This window comes from Polynucleobacter sp. UK-Mo-2m-Kol15 (genome assembly GCF_018881505.1).
Lineage (GTDB): Bacteria > Pseudomonadota > Gammaproteobacteria > Burkholderiales > Burkholderiaceae > Polynucleobacter.
Genome location: NZ_JACVQC010000001.1, coordinates 2035769 through 2054486 on the forward strand (window position 1 = coordinate 2035769; position 18718 = coordinate 2054486).

Below are 18718 nucleotides of genomic sequence, written 5' to 3' on the forward strand. Positions count from 1 at the left end.
TCAGTATGCGATTTTATGAATTTAAATCTAGTCCAACTAAACCATTAACCCCAGCACAGGCTCGCATTCGAGCACTTAAAGATCAAGCTAAACGAGCGCAAGCAGCAGTTAAAGCCGAGCGTGCAAGGCAAAAGATACAGGCCGCTCAAACCACCCTCAATCAACTAGAAGGCCATTCAATGTCAAAAACCTTTAGAGCATTACATAAACTCAATAACCCTTACTCTGCTTGGATTGCTATTGGCACCTATGGCTCATTTAATGATGCACTAGCTGCGGCACTGAGAAAGAAACAGCAAGGGTCTATTGCAGTGCAAATTGTAGATAGCGCTAAGATGGTGGTTTACTCCGCTTGAGAATATCTAAGGTTATTTAAAGCCATATAGCCATCCCAAGCGTTACTTAAAGTAACGCTCATAATTACACCCATAACCACTAGCCCCATTAACAATGACAAAATCCATTATTTTCGATACCGAAGCCACAGGCATTAAAGAACCCGTATTAATAGAAGCTGCTTGGGTTGAGCTTGAGTCCCTTGAGCCCTTTGCTGTTACCAACCCCTTTGTGCAGCGTTATAACCCTGGCAAACCCATTACCCTCGGCGCGCTAGCTACCCATCACATCATGGATGAGGATTTGATTGATTGCCCGCAGGCAGCTAGTTTTTGCCTGCCCGGTCACGTGGACTTCATGATTGGGCATAACGTGGACTTTGACTGGGAAGTGATTGATAAGCCTGAAGTCAAACGTATCTGTACGCTAGCCCTAGCTCGCAAACTATGGCCTAATTTAGATAGCCACAATCAAAGTGCGCTTATGTATTACTTGGAACGCGATACAGCACGCGAGCAATTACGTAGCGCACACTCAGCCATTGCTGATGTGGGTATTTGTGCTGTGATCTTGGATCACATTTGCCAGCAGCTAGGCATTCAAACCGTTGAGGATTTGTATAGGGAATCTGAATTAGCTAGAACCCCATCCACTATGCCCTTTGGCAAATATAAAGGCGCGTTGTTTGCAGATGTGCCTAGTGACTACAAAGAGTGGCTACTGACTCAAGGGGATATTGATCCCTATTTACGGAAGGCTTTGGGTTCTTAACTTAAAAGGATTTTATTCAAAGCGATATTAATATAATAGTTAATGCGCCCAATTTTTCTCTTTTCCAAAAATCCATCCTCAGTAAGCTTATCAAGATACTTGGTTGCTGTAAGTCTGGAAATTTTTAGATCACGCATAACAAATTCAATTTTTGTATATGGGTGAGCAAATAGATTGTTGATTAAATCTTGGCTATAAAATTTATGCTTATCCCTAATGCGATGTTTGTAGTCATATAGAGCATTTTTTATTTCATTAATTTTTTTAATAGTCTGACCTGAGGTATCGCGCACAGCCTCTAGCATGTACAGCACCCATTCTTCCCAAGCACCATCATCACGCACCGCTTGCAACAGTCGATAATATTCAGACTTATTGCGAACAATATAGTTACTCAAGTAGAGAACGGGTATGTTTAGCAACCGTTCTTTAACTAGATAGAGCACGTTAATAATTCTGCCTGTACGGCCATTGCCATCGTAAAACGGATGAATACTCTCAAATTGATGATGAATCAAAGCCATTTTGATCAATGGGTCAACTTGATATAAATCAGAATCGTTGATAAAACGTTCAAGCTGATTCATTAATTGAATAATTTCTTCGGGATCTTGTGGTGGCTCATATACGACATCGCCTTGGGAGTTCTTAAGGCTAGTGCCAGGCAATTTTCTGTAACCTGCATTATTTCGCTCAAGCTCTGCCTGAATTAGCAAAATATGATTACTAGTTAATAAATCTGACTCACACACTTGCGCAAAACCAACCCTTAATGCCTGTCTATAGCGTAAGACTTCTTTGGCAGCAGAACCATCAACTGATTCTGGCAACAGATCATCTTTAAAAAGCTCATCATGAGTTGTTACGATATTTTCAATTTCAGAGCTATCCTTAGCTTCTTGCAGACCAAGCGTATTAATCAATATGCCTTGATTTGGAATGGTTGCCGCCACCCCTTTTAGCTCAGCAAGCAGCCTGCTGCTTTCCGCTAATTTTTTTAAAATAACGGGAGTATCAAATCTTGCGCCATCTAGACTTTCAAGCGGCTGTATTTTGGATGTATGCATGTTCTTTTAATATGTATAGAAAATCGATATTTTTATACATGTTAGCATCTATCTATATAGAAAAGAGTGTTTTTTAACAGGCCAACACCTTTTTTGCACAAAAATTCAGCAATCTAGGCCAACACAGCCCCTATCTTTAACGCCTCATTCTTTTGAGCCCTTTTCTTACTTGGATAGTTATCCGCAGCCTTGTTATCAGCCTCAATGAGCTTTCTTGTATTAGCTCCACGTAATTGCTCTATAGCCTGTATTACTTGTAAATGGCTATAGTGCCGCTCAATCATTAATACACTTGTACCCATTTGTTTAGCTAGCGTATGAATAGGCACCATATCGTGAGTAAGCGCTAACGTGGCATAGGTATGGCGCAAGCTATAGAACACCCGCTTTTGATTGGTCTTGGGATCTATCAGTAATCCATGGTCCGCTAAGAAACCATCGAACATATGGTTTAAGACATCACTTAAATCTCTACCCTCTTTGGTTCTAAAGATATAGTCATCATTGGTAGCTTTAATGAGCTCAGCCAATGGATCCTTAATTGAGCTAGTCACCCCATAGTTCCGCATGGCAATCCGCTCTAAAACCCTAATGCTAGGTAAGCGCCCAATAATCTGTCTTTGCCCTGTTTTACCTTTTACTGTCATCTCACAGCTACGGTTCAGGCTATGCACTTCAATGACTTCACCATCTTCATCTAATTGATCTGTCACTGTACTAATAGGGTTCATCATGAATCGGATTTGCTTCCATTTCATATCAAGTAACTCAATACCTGGCCTTGCCCCTGTATCAACCAACATTTCTACATAGTCACGCAAGATTTCACGACGTTCCCGAACATCCTTGGTTCTGCCTGATTCTATGTATGGACCCAAGAGCTTCAGTAACGCTCTAAGTTCATGCAATTCAAATGCCGGACGACGTATACTCTCTTTAGTCTTGCCATCTAACTTAGGGCGATTACTCTCAGTTAAGTAACCTCGCACGATAGCTTCATCAAATACTCTGTTAAATGCGGCATTTTGAGTTTTACGATTACTATTGGATATTGCCAAGCCATACCTAGCTTCACGATCATCGTAGTACTGCTGCAGGGCATCGTAATCAATATTGGTGATTAGCCTTTGCCCAAGACTGGGTATGAAGTGCTCATTAATAATACGAATGTAGTCTTTGTAGATTGATTTACCTAAGCCACCCTTCAAATCCCGCTCCATGCGATCAATTGCCAACATGGCGATATCTTTAAAGCGTTTGGTCACTACTGGGATGCCAGAGCGTTTACGAATCTCTGCCTCTACTAAAAGCTCTTTGGCTTTATTGACGGCTAAATTAAGTTGAGTTTCTTTAGTAGTTGCCCGTATCCACTTGTTATCTACCTTATAGCGGCATTGCCATACTGCACTATGCTCGCGTTGATAGAGGGTTAGGTTACGGTGTATGACTTGATGTGTACTTTCTTTTTTAATTGCCATACATATACTTTAGCTTCAGAGCTCCAGCTAGAGCAACCAAGTTGGCTGAATAATTCAGGTCAATTTAGCCAAAAGAAAGTATGGCTAAGAGTGGAGATTATTGGTGAAGAATGGAGTGGTGAGCGTTACTTAAAGTAACGCTTGAAATACCAACTATTTTTTTGCATTTTTTAATGCAGTCTCCATAACCTCCATTTGAGGGCGAAGCTTTTCGAACAATGCTTTATTTTCTTCTTCCGTCATCTTTAGCGCCAAATTACCCCTGCCTATTTTTCTTTTCCCGTGCTTCTTACTCCAAATACTGAAGGTATGTAACTCAGGCAATTCTGGTGGCTGACTTCCATACTCTGCAGCCTCCTCAAACCTGGCCTCTTTTGAAAGCCCATCCCACCAATTTAGTAATTTCGCCATATCAGACTTAAGTTGATCGGCTGTTATCAAATCTTGATCCTTTCTTAGCAACGCATTGGCTAGGTCAATTTGTAATTTATCCCCTGAAGAAAAGACATTACAAAACGGCAGATACCTTAAGTACTCAATATCTACCCAATTAGATTTTCTAGTAGAAATAGCCCCAACTTGAAGACCAATATAAAAACAGAGGCTAATCCTTAAATAATGAAAGCCATAAGGAGCAAAAGCCTCAAAAGATTTCCACCCACCCTTGTCCCATCGACTCAATGCTTCATCTTTTATCCGGACCCCGCTCATGGATTCAGCACACAGTATTACTATCAACTCCCGTTGATAATTTGGTAACTTTAATAAATTATCAACAAAACCCACAACATCTGAGATAGTTTTAAGACCATCTATTTTTGGATGCAATTTAGTTAGATATTTTTTATAACGCTCAACATCAAATGCCTTTATAGATTGACGCCAATGAAGAGATGTCGCTCTCTCATCGCTATTGAATTTTCCCAAATGCCAGCGAAACATTGCCTCCATCTCTTGAGGTACATCGTAGGCAACAGCTAATTTGCCCTCGTGATCAAGATACTGCACTCCGCCCGCCATTGGGATTCGTCCGTCCATAGGAATGGGCTGCCCCAAAAGATTCCCAACGGCTAAACCTCTTGAATCAGCGCATATTTTTGGTATTACTGCGCGAAGATTTCGTGAAAGACTTTGAACGATTTTTTCGGACTTCTCAGAGGATGCCTCGTCTTTTGATAAATCACCCAACAACTCAAATATCAATACATGAGGAATGCACACCATGTAATAAGTTGAGAGCTTTATAAGCTCATCATGACTTAGTCGCTGTAGAGAAGATTTATCAAAAGTTAATATCAAAGACATAACAAATTAAACATCAGGACTATCACTAAGTAAATCCTCATTTTTAGAACAAAAAAATACCAACCCGAAGGTTGGTACTTTTATTTCTGGTGGGCCCACCAGGACTTGAATCTGGGACCAAAGGATTCCGGTTTGTGTAGCTTTCACTACTCCCTGGACTATGCCTTCACCAAATTTAGCATTGTTTTCCAAGCAACACTTTGGCGCTCATCCCCTAAACATGACCGCACTCCCATGTACTCTATAGTCAAATTATTAGCCCGATCTATTACTACTCCGAGGCATGACTTGTTACGGCTGCGCTGTCGGTGTCAGGAAGAAATCAATTGCCAATGCAACCACTGGCGGCTCGATGTGGTGCGGACCTCTGAATTCCAAGGAGGTTACGTCATAACCTGCGGTCTTAAGTTTGGCTACGTGAGGACGCGCACTAGTTTCAATTGGCAGCTGCTCGTCTTGCAAACCGTGGGCGATGAAAATGCGGGGGAGACCGTTTTGCTGGAAGACTGACATGAAGCCTGCGGAAAATGCGATCACGTGGCTAACGACGTCGCCATTGGTCACGCCTGCTGACAGCGCATAGCTGCCTCCGTCCGAAAAGCCAGCAAATCCCAAATAGAATGGATTGATAGAAAAACGTGATGCCACTTCGTGTAATGCTTTGTCCAGCCGCTCCAGGTCTGGGCCGTTACCGCCCACGACCAAGTCCCAAGTTGGAAACTGAGACTGCGGCAGCAGAAGCAAAAAGCCACGCTGACACGCATGGTCGATCAAGAATGGCAGCACTTTGTCGGCGCTACCACCGGCACCATGAAACATCACGAGCAAAGCGACTGGAACTCCAGGCTGCAGACCATCCGGCACTATCAATACGGCGTCGCGCTCGCTAGCAATACCCAGGTCGTGACGACCAGCGGGCAAAGCTGGTTTGTCGGGTACAGTGCCGGGTCGAAAACTGAGCCGGCCCAGCAGCGAACCTCCTAGGAAAGACGTGTCAAACGTTGCCATCTTAGACGGGTTTACCGATACTGCGGAAAGCCGCGCACTGAGCAAAGGCTTCCTCGCTGAGTAACAAATTCTTACCCTTGCAAAACTTGAGCGTCAGCTTGAGTAACTCCTTGATATCGCGGCCGCTGGCAGCTGCATAGGTTACTATCAAATGCTCAACCAGGTCATCAGGCAGTTCAGTGTTGAACTGCTGCGCTAGCGATTTCCATAGTTGTTTCGCCTGCACTTGTGTCGGTGTCTCAAACTGGATGATGGCGATGCAGCGAGACAAGACGGCGTCATCAATATCGGCTACCCGGTTCGTGGTCATGAACAGCAAGCCGTTGAAGTACTCGAGTGTACGCAAAAACTCAGCCACGATGGCGTTGTGCTGGAGATCGTTGTCGCGGCGGCGAATGTAGACGTCGGCCTCGTCGAGCAACAGCACCGAATCCCAGCGCGCCGCGCGGCGCAGGATTTTCGAAAGGTTGGCTTCCACTGAGCTTGCCGTCACGCCGAGTTGACCAGAATGCACGCGGTATAGTGGTTTCTCGACGACCTCGGCATAGACCTCTGCTGTCAGCGTCTTACCTAGGCCAGGCGCGCCTTTGCACAGGATAGTTGTGCCGCCCGACTTACCCTCCACAATGTCCTCCATCAGGAAGTTACGATCAGCGGTCAAGATATCAATCAAGTCGCGATGAGCATGCGGCAAAACCAGCTTGTCACGCAATTCCGGCTTGTAACGATACGCACTAACATTTTGTACATGCGCCCATATGTGGCGGTGGTAATCTAGGTGGAATAGGTGTAGATAGCAATGTTGGGGAATCCGTTCAAAACCCTCGCTGATACCGCTTCCGCGCCAGAAGGTTGCATCGGCGGTGGTGTCAAAGTGACGTTCCAGCAGCTCTTCGTCATTTACGCAACGCACCGTTGTGCCTGCCTGCAGCCGCATGCATTCAAGTTGTGGACGAGGCCCTTCGCTGGACATCCAGACATTGCCAGAAACAGTAAACTGCGCACCAAACTTTGGCTGCATCTGCATGAAACGCTTTAAGTGTGTCTCGTATTCATTTTTGAATTCTGTACATTCTTTGAAGTAACCATGACCCGTCATCAATTCGGGAATCGTGAAATCCAAAATATCCTCGGCATGAAAGCTAATGCTATTGGTCATGGCGGTGTACCTTAGCCTCGGATCGGCGACCGGCCCCCGTCCGGCAGCCTGCAAGGTATTGGCCAGCAGGCCGATGATGACGTAAGCTGCGCTATCGACAGGCTGCACATGGCGCATAGAATGGACCAACCAAGGCTGTAACACACCGTCCTTGCCGAGCTTATAAAGCCAGCCATCGATCATGTCGCGCGACAGCCAAGCGATCAGACCGGGGATCAGATGCTCCAAGCTGGGAATTTTTCGGGCAGCCGGCGCAGAGTGGATATTATCTAGCGCCAGCATTTGGAACAACAGCTCACGCTCGTTGGCCGTACGGCACAGGTCATAGAGTGTGTTGAGTGAGTCGGCATCGAAAAGGCGGCTGGGCACCACACGTTTGCCTCGGGAAAGGCCGTACTCCCTCAGCCGCCTAGCAAGCAGAGAATCCTCATTGATCGTTCCAAGTAGCGCATCGGCCAGGGTTTCTGGTATTTCGAATTCCATGTGTTCTTTTTACTCTTTCACTCTTTTTCATATATGGGCACAACAAATATTAAGCGAGCCTCACGAATTTATTGAGAACAAATCAATTTTGATCGCATACGTTCTTCAAACTGCTCTTTATTAATAATCATTCTTTCATATCTGCCTCGCGAAATGACGTCCACCTCATCGTGTGCCTCGACCTCGAATATAAGTTTACTTCCCTGAACAGAAATAAACTCGATATTTGCAGTGACCGTTACTTTAAGCAACGTTCAAAAGACAAAACCCCCACCATTACTGATGAGGGTTTGCTTTTCTGGTGGGCCCACCAGGACTTGAACCTGGGACCAAAGGATTCCGGTTTGTGTAATTTTCATTACTCCCTGGACTATGCCTTCATCATATCGATTACTCGACTTAGATGGGTGCCGTCTAGTCTCTACACCTTCAACAGCACTTTCACGCTGAAGCTTGGCTCGGCGTTAGCTTGTGCAGCTTTTGGCTGCATTTAGCTTTCTCCGAATTTGACACCATCCCTTATGCAGTTTCCACGCATAAGGCACAACTTTCGCTATGAGTCCTCTGCTCTAACCAACTGAGCTATGGGCCCTAAATCGTTACATTTACTACACACCTTACTGCTGGTGTTTACCACTGCAAAACCACATAAAAACCGCATTTACTACACACCTCGGTTTTTGCTACGGTGTGTAAGCGGTGTGTAAGCAATTTTGACTGCCTAATTCACCACTAACCTCTTGAATCTATTGAGGTCTTTGTTACAAGACCCCTTGGGCTTCTTTCTTATGAGTCCTCTGCTCTAACCAACTGAGCTATAGGCCCTAAGCTCTCATTGTAATTGAAGGGGCTCTTTAAATTATTGATTGGCATGCGCTTGATGAATTGTTGGTTTTTATGTAGATATACATTATTATATGTATATCTATAGGAGATGAAAATCATGGTCGTATCAAAATGGGGAAATAGCCTTGCCATTCGTCTACCCGCTCAAGTAGTCGAATTTTTAGACCTGAAAGAAGGAGACGACATTGAGGTTCATGTCGCGGATAAAAAGCATTTCCAAGTTAAGAAGAAGCCTTCTTTACAGGATAGGATTCAAAGTTTGAGAAAATTTCGTGGTCGTATGCCCGCGGATTTTCACTTTGACAGATCTGAATTAAATGAACGCTAAGAAGATATTTTTTGATACCAACACCCTACTTTATTTACTATCATCAGATACAAAAAAAGCAGACTGGGTTAGTCAAAATTTACAGCAATCAAACGTGATAAGCGTTCAAGTACTTAATGAATTTACTTCTGCCAGCATTAGAAAAATAAAAATATCTAATAGTGAACTAGATGAATTTTTGGATCTATTTACGTCTACATTCAACGTAAGATTGCTTGATATAGATACTTTTGAAACCGGATTGATGGTATCCAGACGATATGGATACCATCATTATGATTCAATGATTATTGCTGCAGCCCTACAAGCTGGCTGTGAAAAACTATACTCAGAAGATATGCAGCACCGGCAAATAATTGATAAAAGACTACAAATCATGAATCCTTTTTTATAAGGAATTCACGATATTCAACTATTGGCAATCAATCCTCTTCGAGGAAAGTCTTGAGTTTGTCGCTGCGGCTTGGATGACGCATTTTTCTTAAGGCCTTGGCTTCAATCTGACGAATACGCTCACGAGTAACGTCAAACTGTTTACCAACTTCTTCAAGAGTATGGTCTGTGCTCATCTCAACACCAAAGCGCATACGTAATACTTTTGCTTCGCGTGGTGTTAAGGAATCGAGAACATCCTTAACCACATCGCGCATAGAGTCATGCAATGCTGCTTCAGCTGGAGCTAGAGTATTACCGTCCTCAATAAAGTCACCTAAATGAGAATCCTCATCGTCACCAATTGGTGTTTCCATGGAGATTGGCTCTTTTGCGATCTTCATAATCTTGCGAATCTTGTCCTCAGGAATCTCCATCTTGAGCGCTAATGTTGCAGCGTCTGGCTCATGACCAGTTTCTTGCAAGATTTGACGGCTAATGCGATTCATCTTATTGATCGTCTCGATCATATGAACTGGAATACGGATCGTACGGGCTTGGTCAGCAATAGAACGGGTAATCGCCTGACGGATCCACCAGGTTGCATAAGTGGAGAACTTATAACCACGACGGTATTCAAACTTATCTACTGCCTTCATCAATCCGATATTGCCCTCTTGAATTAAGTCTAAGAACTGCAAACCGCGGTTAGTGTATTTCTTAGCAATCGAGATTACCAAGCGTAAGTTAGCAACAGTCATTTCACGTTTCGCTTCACGCGCACGCTTCTCACCAGCAATCATCTGCTTGTTTACTTCTTTTAATTCTGGGAGTGGTAATACAACACGCGTCTGAATATCGATCAACTTCTGCTGTAATTCCTGAATGGCTGGAACGTTACGCTGCAACAATGCTGTATAGGGCTTGTTTTCTTTGAGTAGCTTATTTACCCACTCTAAGTTCATCGACATCTTCGGGAAGTCTTTTAATACTTCGCCACGATTAACGCCCACTTTATCTACCAACAAGCTCACAATACCGCGCTCGAGTTTCCAAACTTGGTCTACTTGTGAGCGCATGGTGTCGCATAACTTCTCAACACTCTTTGCAGTCAAACGGAAACCAAGCAACTCCCCACGAATAGCTTCTTGTGCCTTGATATACGCTGGACAGTTATAGCCCTCTTTATCAAAAGCACGGCGCATCTTGTCAGCCTGGGTGCGCACAATTGCAAACTTCTCTAAAGAGATTTGTTTCAATTCCTCTAATTGCTTGGCGTTAGCTGTAGCAGCACCGCCGCCACCACCGCCTTCATCATCGCCACCTTCTTCATCACCCTCTTCAGCATCTGGGTCAACTTCTGGCTCTTCCGGCCCAAGCTTAATATCTTCGGCGTTAGGATCAACTAATCCATCCACGAACTGATCAATCTCTATCTCGCCACTGGCAATCTTATCTACGTTAGTTAAGATCTCACCAATGGTGACTGGGCAAGCAGCTAAAGCCATCACCATGTCTTTCAGGCCAGCCTCAATCTTCTTCGCAATGACGATCTCGCCTTCGCGAGTTAGCAAATCGACTGTACCCATTTCGCGCATATACATACGCACTGGATCGGTAGTACGACCGAACTCTGAATCAACAGTAGCTAAAGCGGCCTCTGCTTCTTCTTCGGCCTCTTCTTCGGAAGTGGTTGCTGAGGCATTTTCATTCAGGAGAAGTGTTTCAGCATCTGGAGCTTGCTCATACACGGTAATGTTGATGTCGTTTAAGAGGCTAATCAATGTTTCTAAAGCATCCGCATCAGACAACTCATCGGACATCACGTCATTCATTTCGCCATGAGTTAAATAACCCTTGGACTTACCCATCTTTATCAATGTCTTTAGACGGGTACGGCGTAGTTCTTGCTGCTCTTCAGAGCCCAACTGCTGCGCTGCGAATTCTTTTAGGAGTGCTTTCTCTTTTGCCTTACGCTCGCGCGCTTTTTGACGATCCGTCAATACTGGCTCAGCACCTTCTGCAGGAGCATCAGCTTTTGGCTTACGACCTTTTTTTACCTCTTCAGTCGCTACAAGCTCAGCTTCCACCTCAACTGCTTTTGCTTTTTTGCCCTTAACCTCTTTTGCTGGCTGAATCTCTTTTGCTGCCTTAGTTTCTTTAGCAGGCTTAGCTGGCTTTTCTGCTACAGGCTTAGGAGCTGCAGCCGCTTTACCTTTTTTAGGAGCTTCTACTTTTGCTGTCGGCTTAGCTACAGTTTTCGTTGCTGGCTTGGCTGGGGTTTTTACTGCCGGCTTAGCCGCCTTTACAGGAGCTTTCACTGGCTTAGCGGGTGCTTTTGCTGCTGGCTTAGCTACCTTTACAGCTTTCATCACTGGCTTAGCGGGTGCTTTTGCTGCTGGCTTAGCCACTTTAGCTGGGGCTTTTACAGACTTAGCTGCTTTGGCGGGAGCCTTTGCCGCTGGTTTGGAAGGCGCTTTTGCTTTTACTGCTGGCTTAGCTGCTTTGGCCGGAGCCTTTGCTTTGGTCGCTGGCTTAACCGGCGCCTTGGCTTTTGCTACTGGCTTAGCTGGTGCTTTTGCTTTTACTGCTAGCTTTGCTGATTTAGCGGCTGGTTTTTTCTTGGTATTAGGCATTTATTAGCACTTACTCACGTTACTGATGATTGTTCTCGACTGATTAAATGCAGCCACTTTGTCCACTTGCCCCAAATTTCTTCAAAATAAAGCGCAAGTGGCTGAATTAAATCGGTTTTTTTCTGGGAATAGAGGATTATAGTCGATTGCGGCTTTTTTACCCCCTGCCATACTCAAAAGATGGGGCAAATTTCGGGTTTTTCTAGGGCTAAATCAGAAAATTCTAAGAGAATTTCAATCTTTCGCCCAACTCGCGGTATCGAGCACGATCTTGCTCTGTTGCGGTACTAGCAGCTATCTTTTGAGCAATTTCCGTCATTTCTGTTTTCAAATGGGTCAGTTCAAGCTTTTTGAAGGCCCCCTCAAGGTCGGCAATCGCACCTTCGAGATCTAAATCCGAACCCATCACTCGCTTTCTAAGTACCTCATATAGCGGAGCTAATTCGCTCCGAGATAACTGATCCTGAAACAAGGCAAATGCTCCAGCACCCACCGTTGGCGGCTTACCATTTTCACCGGGAATCAATTCAATCTGGTCGCATTGAGCTAATAAATCCTTCATGAGCTCTAAGGCTTTTTCTGAGCGTAACTCAGACGCCTGCAAAGCTAGTGCTCGCTTGTTGGTATCCAAGGCTTTTCCTAGGTGCGGGAACTGAATCAACACTCGCAACATCTGCTCCGCCAAATCTGTGGGAGCCTGAGGGGGTGAAATATTTAATACGGGGGCTCTTTTCGCCGAACCTTTAGAGACTTGCCAAGGTGCGCCCTGCGTTCTGTTACCACTATTGGCTTGCACAAAGTTAGGTACGCGTTGACTTATACCTGCATAAGAACCTTGCGGCACTGGTGGGGGTATGACAGTTAAGCCGCAGAAGGATTCCAATTCTGCTGGCGTTGAATTTGTGCGAATAGCCAGCTCACGTAAAATTTGTGTACGCAGAGCAATTGGCGGCATAGATAGCAGCAATGGTTTTGCTGCATGATGCGTTTGCGCTCTTCCTTCCGGAGTTGTCAACTCATGGTCTTGGCTGGCAATCTTGAAGAAGAAGCTCGAGATCGACATGGCCTCTTTGATCACCTTCTCAAAGGCAGGAGCGCCATAGGCTCGTACATAACTATCAGGATCATGCTCAGTTGGCAAGAACAAGAAACGAATCTCTTTATCATCGGACATCAAGGGTAGACATGCCTCTAATGCACGTTGGGCGGCGCGCTGACCTGCGGAGTCGCCATCAAAAGAAAATACAATGCGATCAGTTTGGCGCAATAACATGCGCACATGATTCGCAGTACAAGCCGTCCCTAAAGTAGCTACCGCATTCGGAAAGCCTAGCTGTGCGAGTGCCACCACATCCATATAACCCTCACATACAAGAACGAACTCTTGAGAGCGGATGGCTTGTCTTGCCTCGAACAATCCATAGAGCGTATTGCCCTTAGAAAATAGTGGTGTCTCTGGAGAATTTAAATACTTTGGCTCGCCTTGATCCAAGATGCGCCCACCAAATCCAATCGTCTGCCCTTTAGGGTTACGAATCGGAAACATGATGCGATCACGGAAGCGGTCATAGCGACGCGCTGTTTGATTGCTATCACCTTGCTCACTCTGAATCAGTAAACCACCCTCAAGCAAAGTCTTTGCCACTTCATCATTGGCATAAGTGCCAAAAACTGCTTCAAGACCTTGCCAACCATCGGGTGCATATCCCAAGGCGTAGCGTTTAGCGATCTCACCTGTGAGACCGCGCCCCTTGAGATATTCCACTGCACGTGGTGCGACTTTGAGTTGCTGACGATACCAATCAGCGGCGGCACTCATGACTTCACTCAATGCCATAGTCTGCTGTTGGCGCGCAATATCATTGGCAGTGCGTTCTTCACGTGGCACATCCAAGCCTGCAGAACGCGCCAAGTCTTCAATGGCATCTACATAACCAAGGCCCGAGTACTCCATGAGAAAACTAATGGCAGACCCATGCGCACCACAACCAAAGCAGTGATAGAACTGTTTGGTGGGTGATACTGAAAATGAGGGGGATTTCTCAGAATGAAAGGGGCACAAACCTTGAAAGTTCGCGCCCGCTTTTTTTAACTTTACGTGCTGCCCAACCACATCCACGATGTCGATCCGATTTAACAAATCAGCAATAAAGGATTGAGGTATGAGAGCCATCAGTAGTGGATGAGGCTGAGTTTTTAGATGTGCAGTTTTAGCTTATTTTTAACTTACTTCGTAAGCGCAACTTTGACTAAACCAGAAACTTTGCCCATATCGGCTTTACCAGCTAGCTGACCTTTGAGAACGCCAATGACTTTACCCATATCTTGCGGACCAGCGGCGCCTGTCGATGCAACTGCTGCAGCTACGGCCGCTTCTACTTCTGCATCGGATAACTGCGCAGGCAAATAATCTTGGAGAATGACCATCTCGGCCGCCTCAATTGCAACTAAATCATCACGGTTTGCTTTTTCAAATTGAGAGATAGAGTCTTTACGTTGCTTAATCATCTTCTCAACGGTAGCGATCACACTCGCATCATCCATCACAATACGATCATCCACTTCACGCTGCTTGATAGCCGCCAATAAAAGACGAATTGTTCCAAGGCGCGCTACTTCTTTTGCACGCATCGCGTTTTTCATATCTTCGGTGATTTGATCTTTCAGACTCATAGCATTTTTCCCGGTATTCAGTATCTAATAAATTGCTGGTGATTCAAAAGGAAAAAACCCGCTGCGTTTCACCGTCAGCGGGTTTCAAAGCCTCTCGGTGAGGAGAGCTTTTAAATTCGATTAGTAAAGCTTTTTAGGCAACATCTGGCTGCGAATACGCTTGTAATGGCGTTTAGCAGCAGCAGCCTTCTTACGCTTACGTTCAGCCGTTGGCTTCTCGTAGAACTCGCGGGCACGCAAGTCTGTCAAAAGACCATTTTTTTCAATGGTGCGCTTGAAACGGCGCAATGCCACTTCAAAAGGTTCGTTCTCACGGAGGCGGACTGTAGTCATACTTGTTTAACTCGTATATGCTCGAAAAATATCGAAAAATTAACTGAAATGCGATTCTAGCACGACCAAGCAAAAAAATGATTGTTTTAGGTATAGAAACTTCTTGTGACGAGACCGGGGTGGCCCTATACAACACCACCCCCTGGGAAAACCACGCCCCAGCCCATCAGGGCATCCTAGGTCAGGCTCTGCACTCACAAATCGCTATGCACCGGGATTATGGGGGTGTTGTCCCTGAATTAGCTTCTAGAGACCATATACGACGCGTTTTGCCCCTTTTAGATGATGCTTTAGAGGAAGCCGGGCTCCAATTAAAGGATATTGACGCCGTAGCCTACACCCAAGGTCCTGGATTAGCGGGTGCTTTGCTTGTGGGCAGTGCTTTTGCGAAATCCCTAGCCCAAGGCCTGAACTTACCCTCGATTGGGGTTCATCACCTCGAAGGTCACCTGCTTTCACCGCTTTTAGGTCTCACCGTACCGGAATTCCCCTTTATTGCCCTACTGGTTTCGGGTGGGCATACCCAGTTAATGCTGGTGAGCGGGGTTGGTAAATACCAACTTCTAGGGGAAACCTTAGACGACGCCGCTGGCGAAGCCTTCGATAAAACCGCCAAATTACTGGGCTTAGATTATCCGGGCGGAGCTGCCATCTCCAAGTTAGCAGAAAAAGGTCAATCTGGACGATTTGATTTACCAAAACCAATGCTCCATTCAGGGGATTTAGACTTTTCCTTCTCTGGACTCAAAACAGCGGTTCTCAACCAGGTGAAAAAATTTGAAGCCTTGAAGATTACTGATTCTGAAGAAATTGCGACCTTTCATGCGGATCTTGCGCGAAGCTTTGTTGATTCGCTGGTAGCAGTATTAGTCAGTAAGTCAGAGAAAGCACTCAAACAAACCGGCTGCAAACATATAGTTCTTGCAGGCGGCGTAGGGGCAAATTTGCAATTGCGCACCGCCCTCAATGCCAGCGCTAAAAAGAATCAATTTCAAGTGCACTACCCGCCAGTCGATCTATGTACCGATAACGGCGTAATGATTGCTTTTGCTGGCGCACTGCGCATGCTTGCAGAAAACAATGGTTCAACTACTTCAGGTGCTTTTGACATCAAACCCCGATGGGATTTGGCAAGCAATAATCTTGCTTAGGGCTATTTAGTAAGACTAATCTTAGCGTAGGCGCTGTGATTATGAATCGACTCAAAGTTCTCAGCTTCAACTACTAAAGACAAAATACGATCATTACCTTTTAGTTGACCAGCCACATCACGCACCAAGTCTTCTACAAACTTTGGATTGTCATAAGCGCGCTCGGTAACCCATTTCTCATCAGGGCGTTTGAGCAAACCCCACAACTCACTAGAAGCCTGACTCTCAGCGGCAGCAACTAAATCCTCCACCGTCATCTTGGTCTGCGGATCTAAATCTACAGACATCGTCACATGAGAGCGTTGATTATGCGCACCGTACTCAGAAATCTCTTTGGAGCAAGGGCACAAACTCATGACTGGGACTACAGCACGGAGATTTAATTCAACATCGATTGCACTAGACGTATTTTGTTTTGCTTTTGCAGTCCAAGTCACTTCGTAATCCATCAAACTCTCCACACCAGATACAGGCGCGGCTTTTTTTACGAAATGTGTATAGGTAAATTGAATACGACCTTCGCTCGCATTGAGTAATGGCAGCATCTCGCGCACCATGGCAACTAAAGATGCGCTATCGATAGGTTCATTGTGTTTTTGTAAGAGTGCAATAAAGCGGGACATGTGTGTGCCCTTCACATGCGCAGGCAAAGCGACATCCATCTCAAAATTACCAACGGCTGGCATTACACCTGTCTGAGTACGTATGCTCAAGGGATGACGCAAACCACGAATCCCCACCTGCTCAATTGGCAAGGCGCGCTCATCATGCGAGGACTGTATATCCGGCATGGTTTGCGGTTTGAGAAAGGCGGTATTGATGTCGTTCATAACTCTATTTTCAAGCAAAAATGACTTATTTGCCTGCGTCCACAGAATTTGCAGTAGTTTTCACTGGAAAACGTAGGGAAATGGCCTTTGCAATGCCCTCGGAGTCCAAGCCGCACTTGCGCATCAAAAGTTGGTAATCGCCATGCTCTATGAATTGATCTGGAAGGCCTAGTTGTAATAGGGGCTTATTGATATCCATCGCAGAGAGCGCCTCTAAGCAGGCGCTACCAGCACCCCCCTGAACTGCACCATCTTCAATCGTCACAAAGTAATCATGGTCTTGAGCCAGGGATTTGAGAAGCTCCAGATCCAGCGGCTTTACAAAACGCATATTCGCAACGGAGGCATCGATTTGCTCAGCCACTTCGAGCGCCGGATAAAGCAAGGTACCAAAAGCCAAAATCGCTATCCGCTGACCAGCAGGAGCGCTGGATTTACGCCGCACTTCACCTTTACCTAAGGGAACAGTACGCAATTCTTTTGAAGGTATAGTTCCGACACCAGCACCGCGTGGATAGCGCACTGCGCTTGGGTGAGGCTGGTGGAAAGCGGTTGTCAATAAATCACGGCACTCGGCTTCGTCAGCCGGCGTCAAGACCAACATATTGGGGATGCAGCGAAGATATGGAATATCGTATGCACCTGCATGAGTTGCACCATCTGCCCCAACTAAACCAGCACGATCAAGCGCAAACAGTACCGGAAGATCCTGAATCGCTACATCATGAATAAGTTGATCGTAAGCACGTTGTAAGAAGGTTGAATAGATCGCTACCACCGGCTTCATACCTTCGCATGCCATACCTGCAGCAAAAGTCACCGCATGCTGTTCAGCAATACCGACGTCGTAATAACGCTTAGGGAAGTTCTTTTCAAACTCCACGAGACCAGAGCCCTCGCGCATTGCTGGCGTGATACCAATTAACAATGGGTCGGCATGCGCCATATCGCACAACCATTCACCAAACACTTGAGTAAAGGTTTTTGGAGAAGGGGTAGCGAACTTCTTAATACCCTCCTCTGGATTAAATTTGCTTGGCCCGTGATACAGAACTGGATCTGCTTCGGCTAACTCATAGCCTTGACCCTTACGAGTCACTACGTGCAAAAACTGCGGGCCGCCGCCCTCAAGCGCTAAGCGGCGTACGTTTTGCAGCATCGGAATGAGAGCATCTAAATCATGACCATCGATTGGTCCAAAGTAATTAAAACCAAACTCTTGAAAGATAGTTGATGGTGAGACCATACCCTTTGCATGATCTTCCAAGCGTTTTGCAAACTCACGCAATGGGGGAGCAATTGATAAAACACTATCAATCCCTTTTTTCGTGGCTGAGTAAATATTGCCACTCAATAATCTGGCGAGATGCCGATTCAATGCACCTACGGCTGGCGAAATCGACATATCGTTGTCGTTCAAAATAACTACTAATGGCAAGTCGTCGTAAACGCCTGCATTATTCATCGCTTCAAATGCCATACCGCCAGTCATAGCACTATCGCCAATCACAGCAACCGCAACTTGCCGCTCCCCTTTGGTTTGGAAAGCACGCGCCATTCCCATGGCCGCCGAAATACTCGTAGAAGAATGGCCCGTACCAAAAGCATCGTATTCACTTTCAATGCGTCGTGGAAAACCAGATAAGCCATCAAACTGACGCAAAGTATTCATACGCTCACGCCGACCAGTCAGAATTTTATGTGGGTAACTTTGATGGCCCACATCCCACACAATTCGATCTTGCGGCGTATCAAAGACATAGTGCAGAGCAATCGATAGCTCAACTGTTCCTAGGTTCGAGGAAAGATGCCCGCCCGTTTTGGAAACAGAATCCAATACAAACTGACGTAACTCATCTGCGAGAACAGGCAACTGCTCGCGAGGAAGTTTTTTTAAATCTGCAGGTGAGTGAATAGAATTTAAAGTCATCAAATCTTCAGT

General features: G+C 45.6%; 16 protein-coding genes. 5 read left to right on the plus strand and 11 right to left on the minus strand.

What is annotated here, in order from left to right; genetic code table 11:
* Nucleotides 1-5 precede the first annotated feature (5 nt).
* Complete coding sequence (locus ICN43_RS10460) at nt 6-356, plus strand: hypothetical protein (protein ID WP_216199578.1); 351 nt, start codon at nt 6-8, stop codon at nt 354-356.
* 94 nt (nt 357-450) lie between these two features.
* Nucleotides 451-1107, plus strand: a complete 657-nt coding sequence (locus ICN43_RS10465) for a putative quorum-sensing-regulated virulence factor (RefSeq protein ID WP_216199580.1) — start codon at nt 451-453, stop codon at nt 1105-1107.
* Here ICN43_RS10465 and ICN43_RS10470 read toward each other — a convergent pair.
* From ICN43_RS10470 to ICN43_RS10490, 5 genes are all read right to left on the minus strand, one after another.
* Nucleotides 1104-2174, minus strand: a complete 1071-nt coding sequence (locus ICN43_RS10470; RefSeq protein ID WP_216199583.1) for a Fic family protein — start codon at nt 2172-2174, stop codon at nt 1104-1106. The two genes, ICN43_RS10465 and ICN43_RS10470, sit on opposite strands and share 4 nt — an antisense overlap.
* A 113-nt stretch (nt 2175-2287) precedes the next feature.
* Nucleotides 2288-3652 carry a hypothetical protein gene (locus ICN43_RS10475; protein WP_216199585.1) on the minus strand — a complete coding sequence of 455 codons (1365 nt, stop codon included), beginning with the start codon at nt 3650-3652 and terminating at the stop codon, nt 2288-2290.
* Between the two features lie 153 nt (nt 3653-3805).
* Nucleotides 3806-4957 carry a hypothetical protein gene (locus ICN43_RS10480; protein WP_216199588.1) on the minus strand — a complete coding sequence of 384 codons (1152 nt, stop codon included), beginning with the start codon at nt 4955-4957 and terminating at the stop codon, nt 3806-3808.
* Nucleotides 4958-5248: 291 nt separating this feature from the next.
* Nucleotides 5249-5965, minus strand: coding sequence for an alpha/beta hydrolase (locus tag ICN43_RS10485; protein ID WP_216199590.1), 717 nt, complete (start codon nt 5963-5965; stop codon nt 5249-5251).
* Between the two features lies 1 nt (nt 5966).
* Nucleotides 5967-7607 (minus strand): ATP-binding protein, encoded by a 1641-nt coding sequence (locus ICN43_RS10490; protein ID WP_216199592.1) that lies wholly within the window; start codon nt 7605-7607, stop codon nt 5967-5969.
* A 943-nt stretch (nt 7608-8550) separates the two neighbouring features.
* Here ICN43_RS10490 and ICN43_RS10495 point away from each other — a divergent pair.
* Both ICN43_RS10495 and ICN43_RS10500 read left to right on the plus strand, forming a co-directional pair.
* A complete protein-coding gene (locus ICN43_RS10495; protein ID WP_216200075.1) occupies nt 8551-8781 on the plus strand; it encodes an AbrB/MazE/SpoVT family DNA-binding domain-containing protein in 231 nt (76 codons plus the stop codon).
* Nucleotides 8771-9175, plus strand: coding sequence for a PIN domain-containing protein (locus ICN43_RS10500; protein WP_216199594.1), 405 nt, complete (start codon nt 8771-8773; stop codon nt 9173-9175). The genes ICN43_RS10495 and ICN43_RS10500 overlap by 11 nt, the downstream gene beginning before the upstream one ends.
* Before the next feature lie 28 nt (nt 9176-9203).
* On the opposite strand, the gene rpoD is transcribed toward ICN43_RS10500, so the two are convergent.
* From rpoD to rpsU, 4 genes are all read right to left on the minus strand, one after another.
* On the minus strand, nt 9204-11789 hold the full coding sequence (gene rpoD / locus ICN43_RS10505; RefSeq protein ID WP_216199595.1) for an RNA polymerase sigma factor RpoD: 2586 nt from the start codon (nt 11787-11789) through the stop codon (nt 9204-9206).
* Between the two features lie 223 nt (nt 11790-12012).
* The gene (gene dnaG / locus ICN43_RS10510) at nt 12013-13962 is read right to left on the minus strand and encodes a DNA primase (RefSeq protein WP_216199597.1); all 1950 of its coding nucleotides are present in this window, start codon (nt 13960-13962) and stop codon (nt 12013-12015) included.
* 53 nt (nt 13963-14015) lie between these two features.
* Nucleotides 14016-14462: a GatB/YqeY domain-containing protein gene (locus ICN43_RS10515; protein ID WP_216199598.1), complete on the minus strand. Its 447-nt coding sequence runs from the start codon at nt 14460-14462 to the stop codon at nt 14016-14018.
* 120 nt (nt 14463-14582) lie between these two features.
* Nucleotides 14583-14795 carry a 30S ribosomal protein S21 gene (gene rpsU / locus ICN43_RS10520; RefSeq protein ID WP_011903537.1) on the minus strand — a complete coding sequence of 71 codons (213 nt, stop codon included), beginning with the start codon at nt 14793-14795 and terminating at the stop codon, nt 14583-14585.
* A gap of 77 nt (nt 14796-14872) precedes the next feature.
* On the opposite strand from rpsU, the gene tsaD reads away from it, so the two are divergent.
* Entirely contained in the window at nt 14873-15946 is a 1074-nt protein-coding gene (gene tsaD, locus ICN43_RS10525; protein WP_216199600.1) for a tRNA (adenosine(37)-N6)-threonylcarbamoyltransferase complex transferase subunit TsaD, read from the plus strand.
* Nucleotides 15947-15948: 2 nt separating this feature from the next.
* Here tsaD and folE2 read toward each other — a convergent pair whose 3' ends face one another.
* Both folE2 and dxs read right to left on the minus strand, forming a co-directional pair.
* Nucleotides 15949-16776, minus strand: a complete 828-nt coding sequence (folE2, locus tag ICN43_RS10530) for a GTP cyclohydrolase FolE2 (RefSeq protein ID WP_216199601.1) — start codon at nt 16774-16776, stop codon at nt 15949-15951.
* Between the two features lie 25 nt (nt 16777-16801).
* Entirely contained in the window at nt 16802-18706 is a 1905-nt protein-coding gene (gene dxs, locus ICN43_RS10535; RefSeq protein ID WP_216199603.1) for a 1-deoxy-D-xylulose-5-phosphate synthase, read from the minus strand.
* Nucleotides 18707-18718: the final 12 nt, after the last annotated feature.

Coding starts and splice junctions, on each gene's coding strand:
- dxs (WP_216199603.1), bottom strand. CDS start 18,706: ATGACTTTAAATTCTATTCACTCACCTGCAGATTTAAAAAAACTTCCT.
- tsaD (WP_216199600.1), top strand. CDS start 14,873: ATGATTGTTTTAGGTATAGAAACTTCTTGTGACGAGACCGGGGTGGCC.
- ICN43_RS10490 (WP_216199592.1), bottom strand. CDS start 7,607: ATGGAATTCGAAATACCAGAAACCCTGGCCGATGCGCTACTTGGAACG.
- ICN43_RS10480 (WP_216199588.1), bottom strand. CDS start 4,957: ATGTCTTTGATATTAACTTTTGATAAATCTTCTCTACAGCGACTAAGT.
- rpsU (WP_011903537.1), bottom strand. CDS start 14,795: ATGACTACAGTCCGCCTCCGTGAGAACGAACCTTTTGAAGTGGCATTG.
- ICN43_RS10485 (WP_216199590.1), bottom strand. CDS start 5,965: ATGGCAACGTTTGACACGTCTTTCCTAGGAGGTTCGCTGCTGGGCCGG.
- ICN43_RS10470 (WP_216199583.1), bottom strand. CDS start 2,174: ATGCATACATCCAAAATACAGCCGCTTGAAAGTCTAGATGGCGCAAGA.
- folE2 (WP_216199601.1), bottom strand. CDS start 16,776: ATGAACGACATCAATACCGCCTTTCTCAAACCGCAAACCATGCCGGAT.
- ICN43_RS10475 (WP_216199585.1), bottom strand. CDS start 3,652: ATGGCAATTAAAAAAGAAAGTACACATCAAGTCATACACCGTAACCTA.
- dnaG (WP_216199597.1), bottom strand. CDS start 13,962: ATGGCTCTCATACCTCAATCCTTTATTGCTGATTTGTTAAATCGGATC.
- ICN43_RS10515 (WP_216199598.1), bottom strand. CDS start 14,462: ATGAGTCTGAAAGATCAAATCACCGAAGATATGAAAAACGCGATGCGT.
- ICN43_RS10465 (WP_216199580.1), top strand. CDS start 451: ATGACAAAATCCATTATTTTCGATACCGAAGCCACAGGCATTAAAGAA.
- ICN43_RS10500 (WP_216199594.1), top strand. CDS start 8,771: ATGAACGCTAAGAAGATATTTTTTGATACCAACACCCTACTTTATTTA.
- ICN43_RS10460 (WP_216199578.1), top strand. CDS start 6: ATGCGATTTTATGAATTTAAATCTAGTCCAACTAAACCATTAACCCCA.
- ICN43_RS10495 (WP_216200075.1), top strand. CDS start 8,551: ATGGTCGTATCAAAATGGGGAAATAGCCTTGCCATTCGTCTACCCGCT.
- rpoD (WP_216199595.1), bottom strand. CDS start 11,789: ATGCCTAATACCAAGAAAAAACCAGCCGCTAAATCAGCAAAGCTAGCA.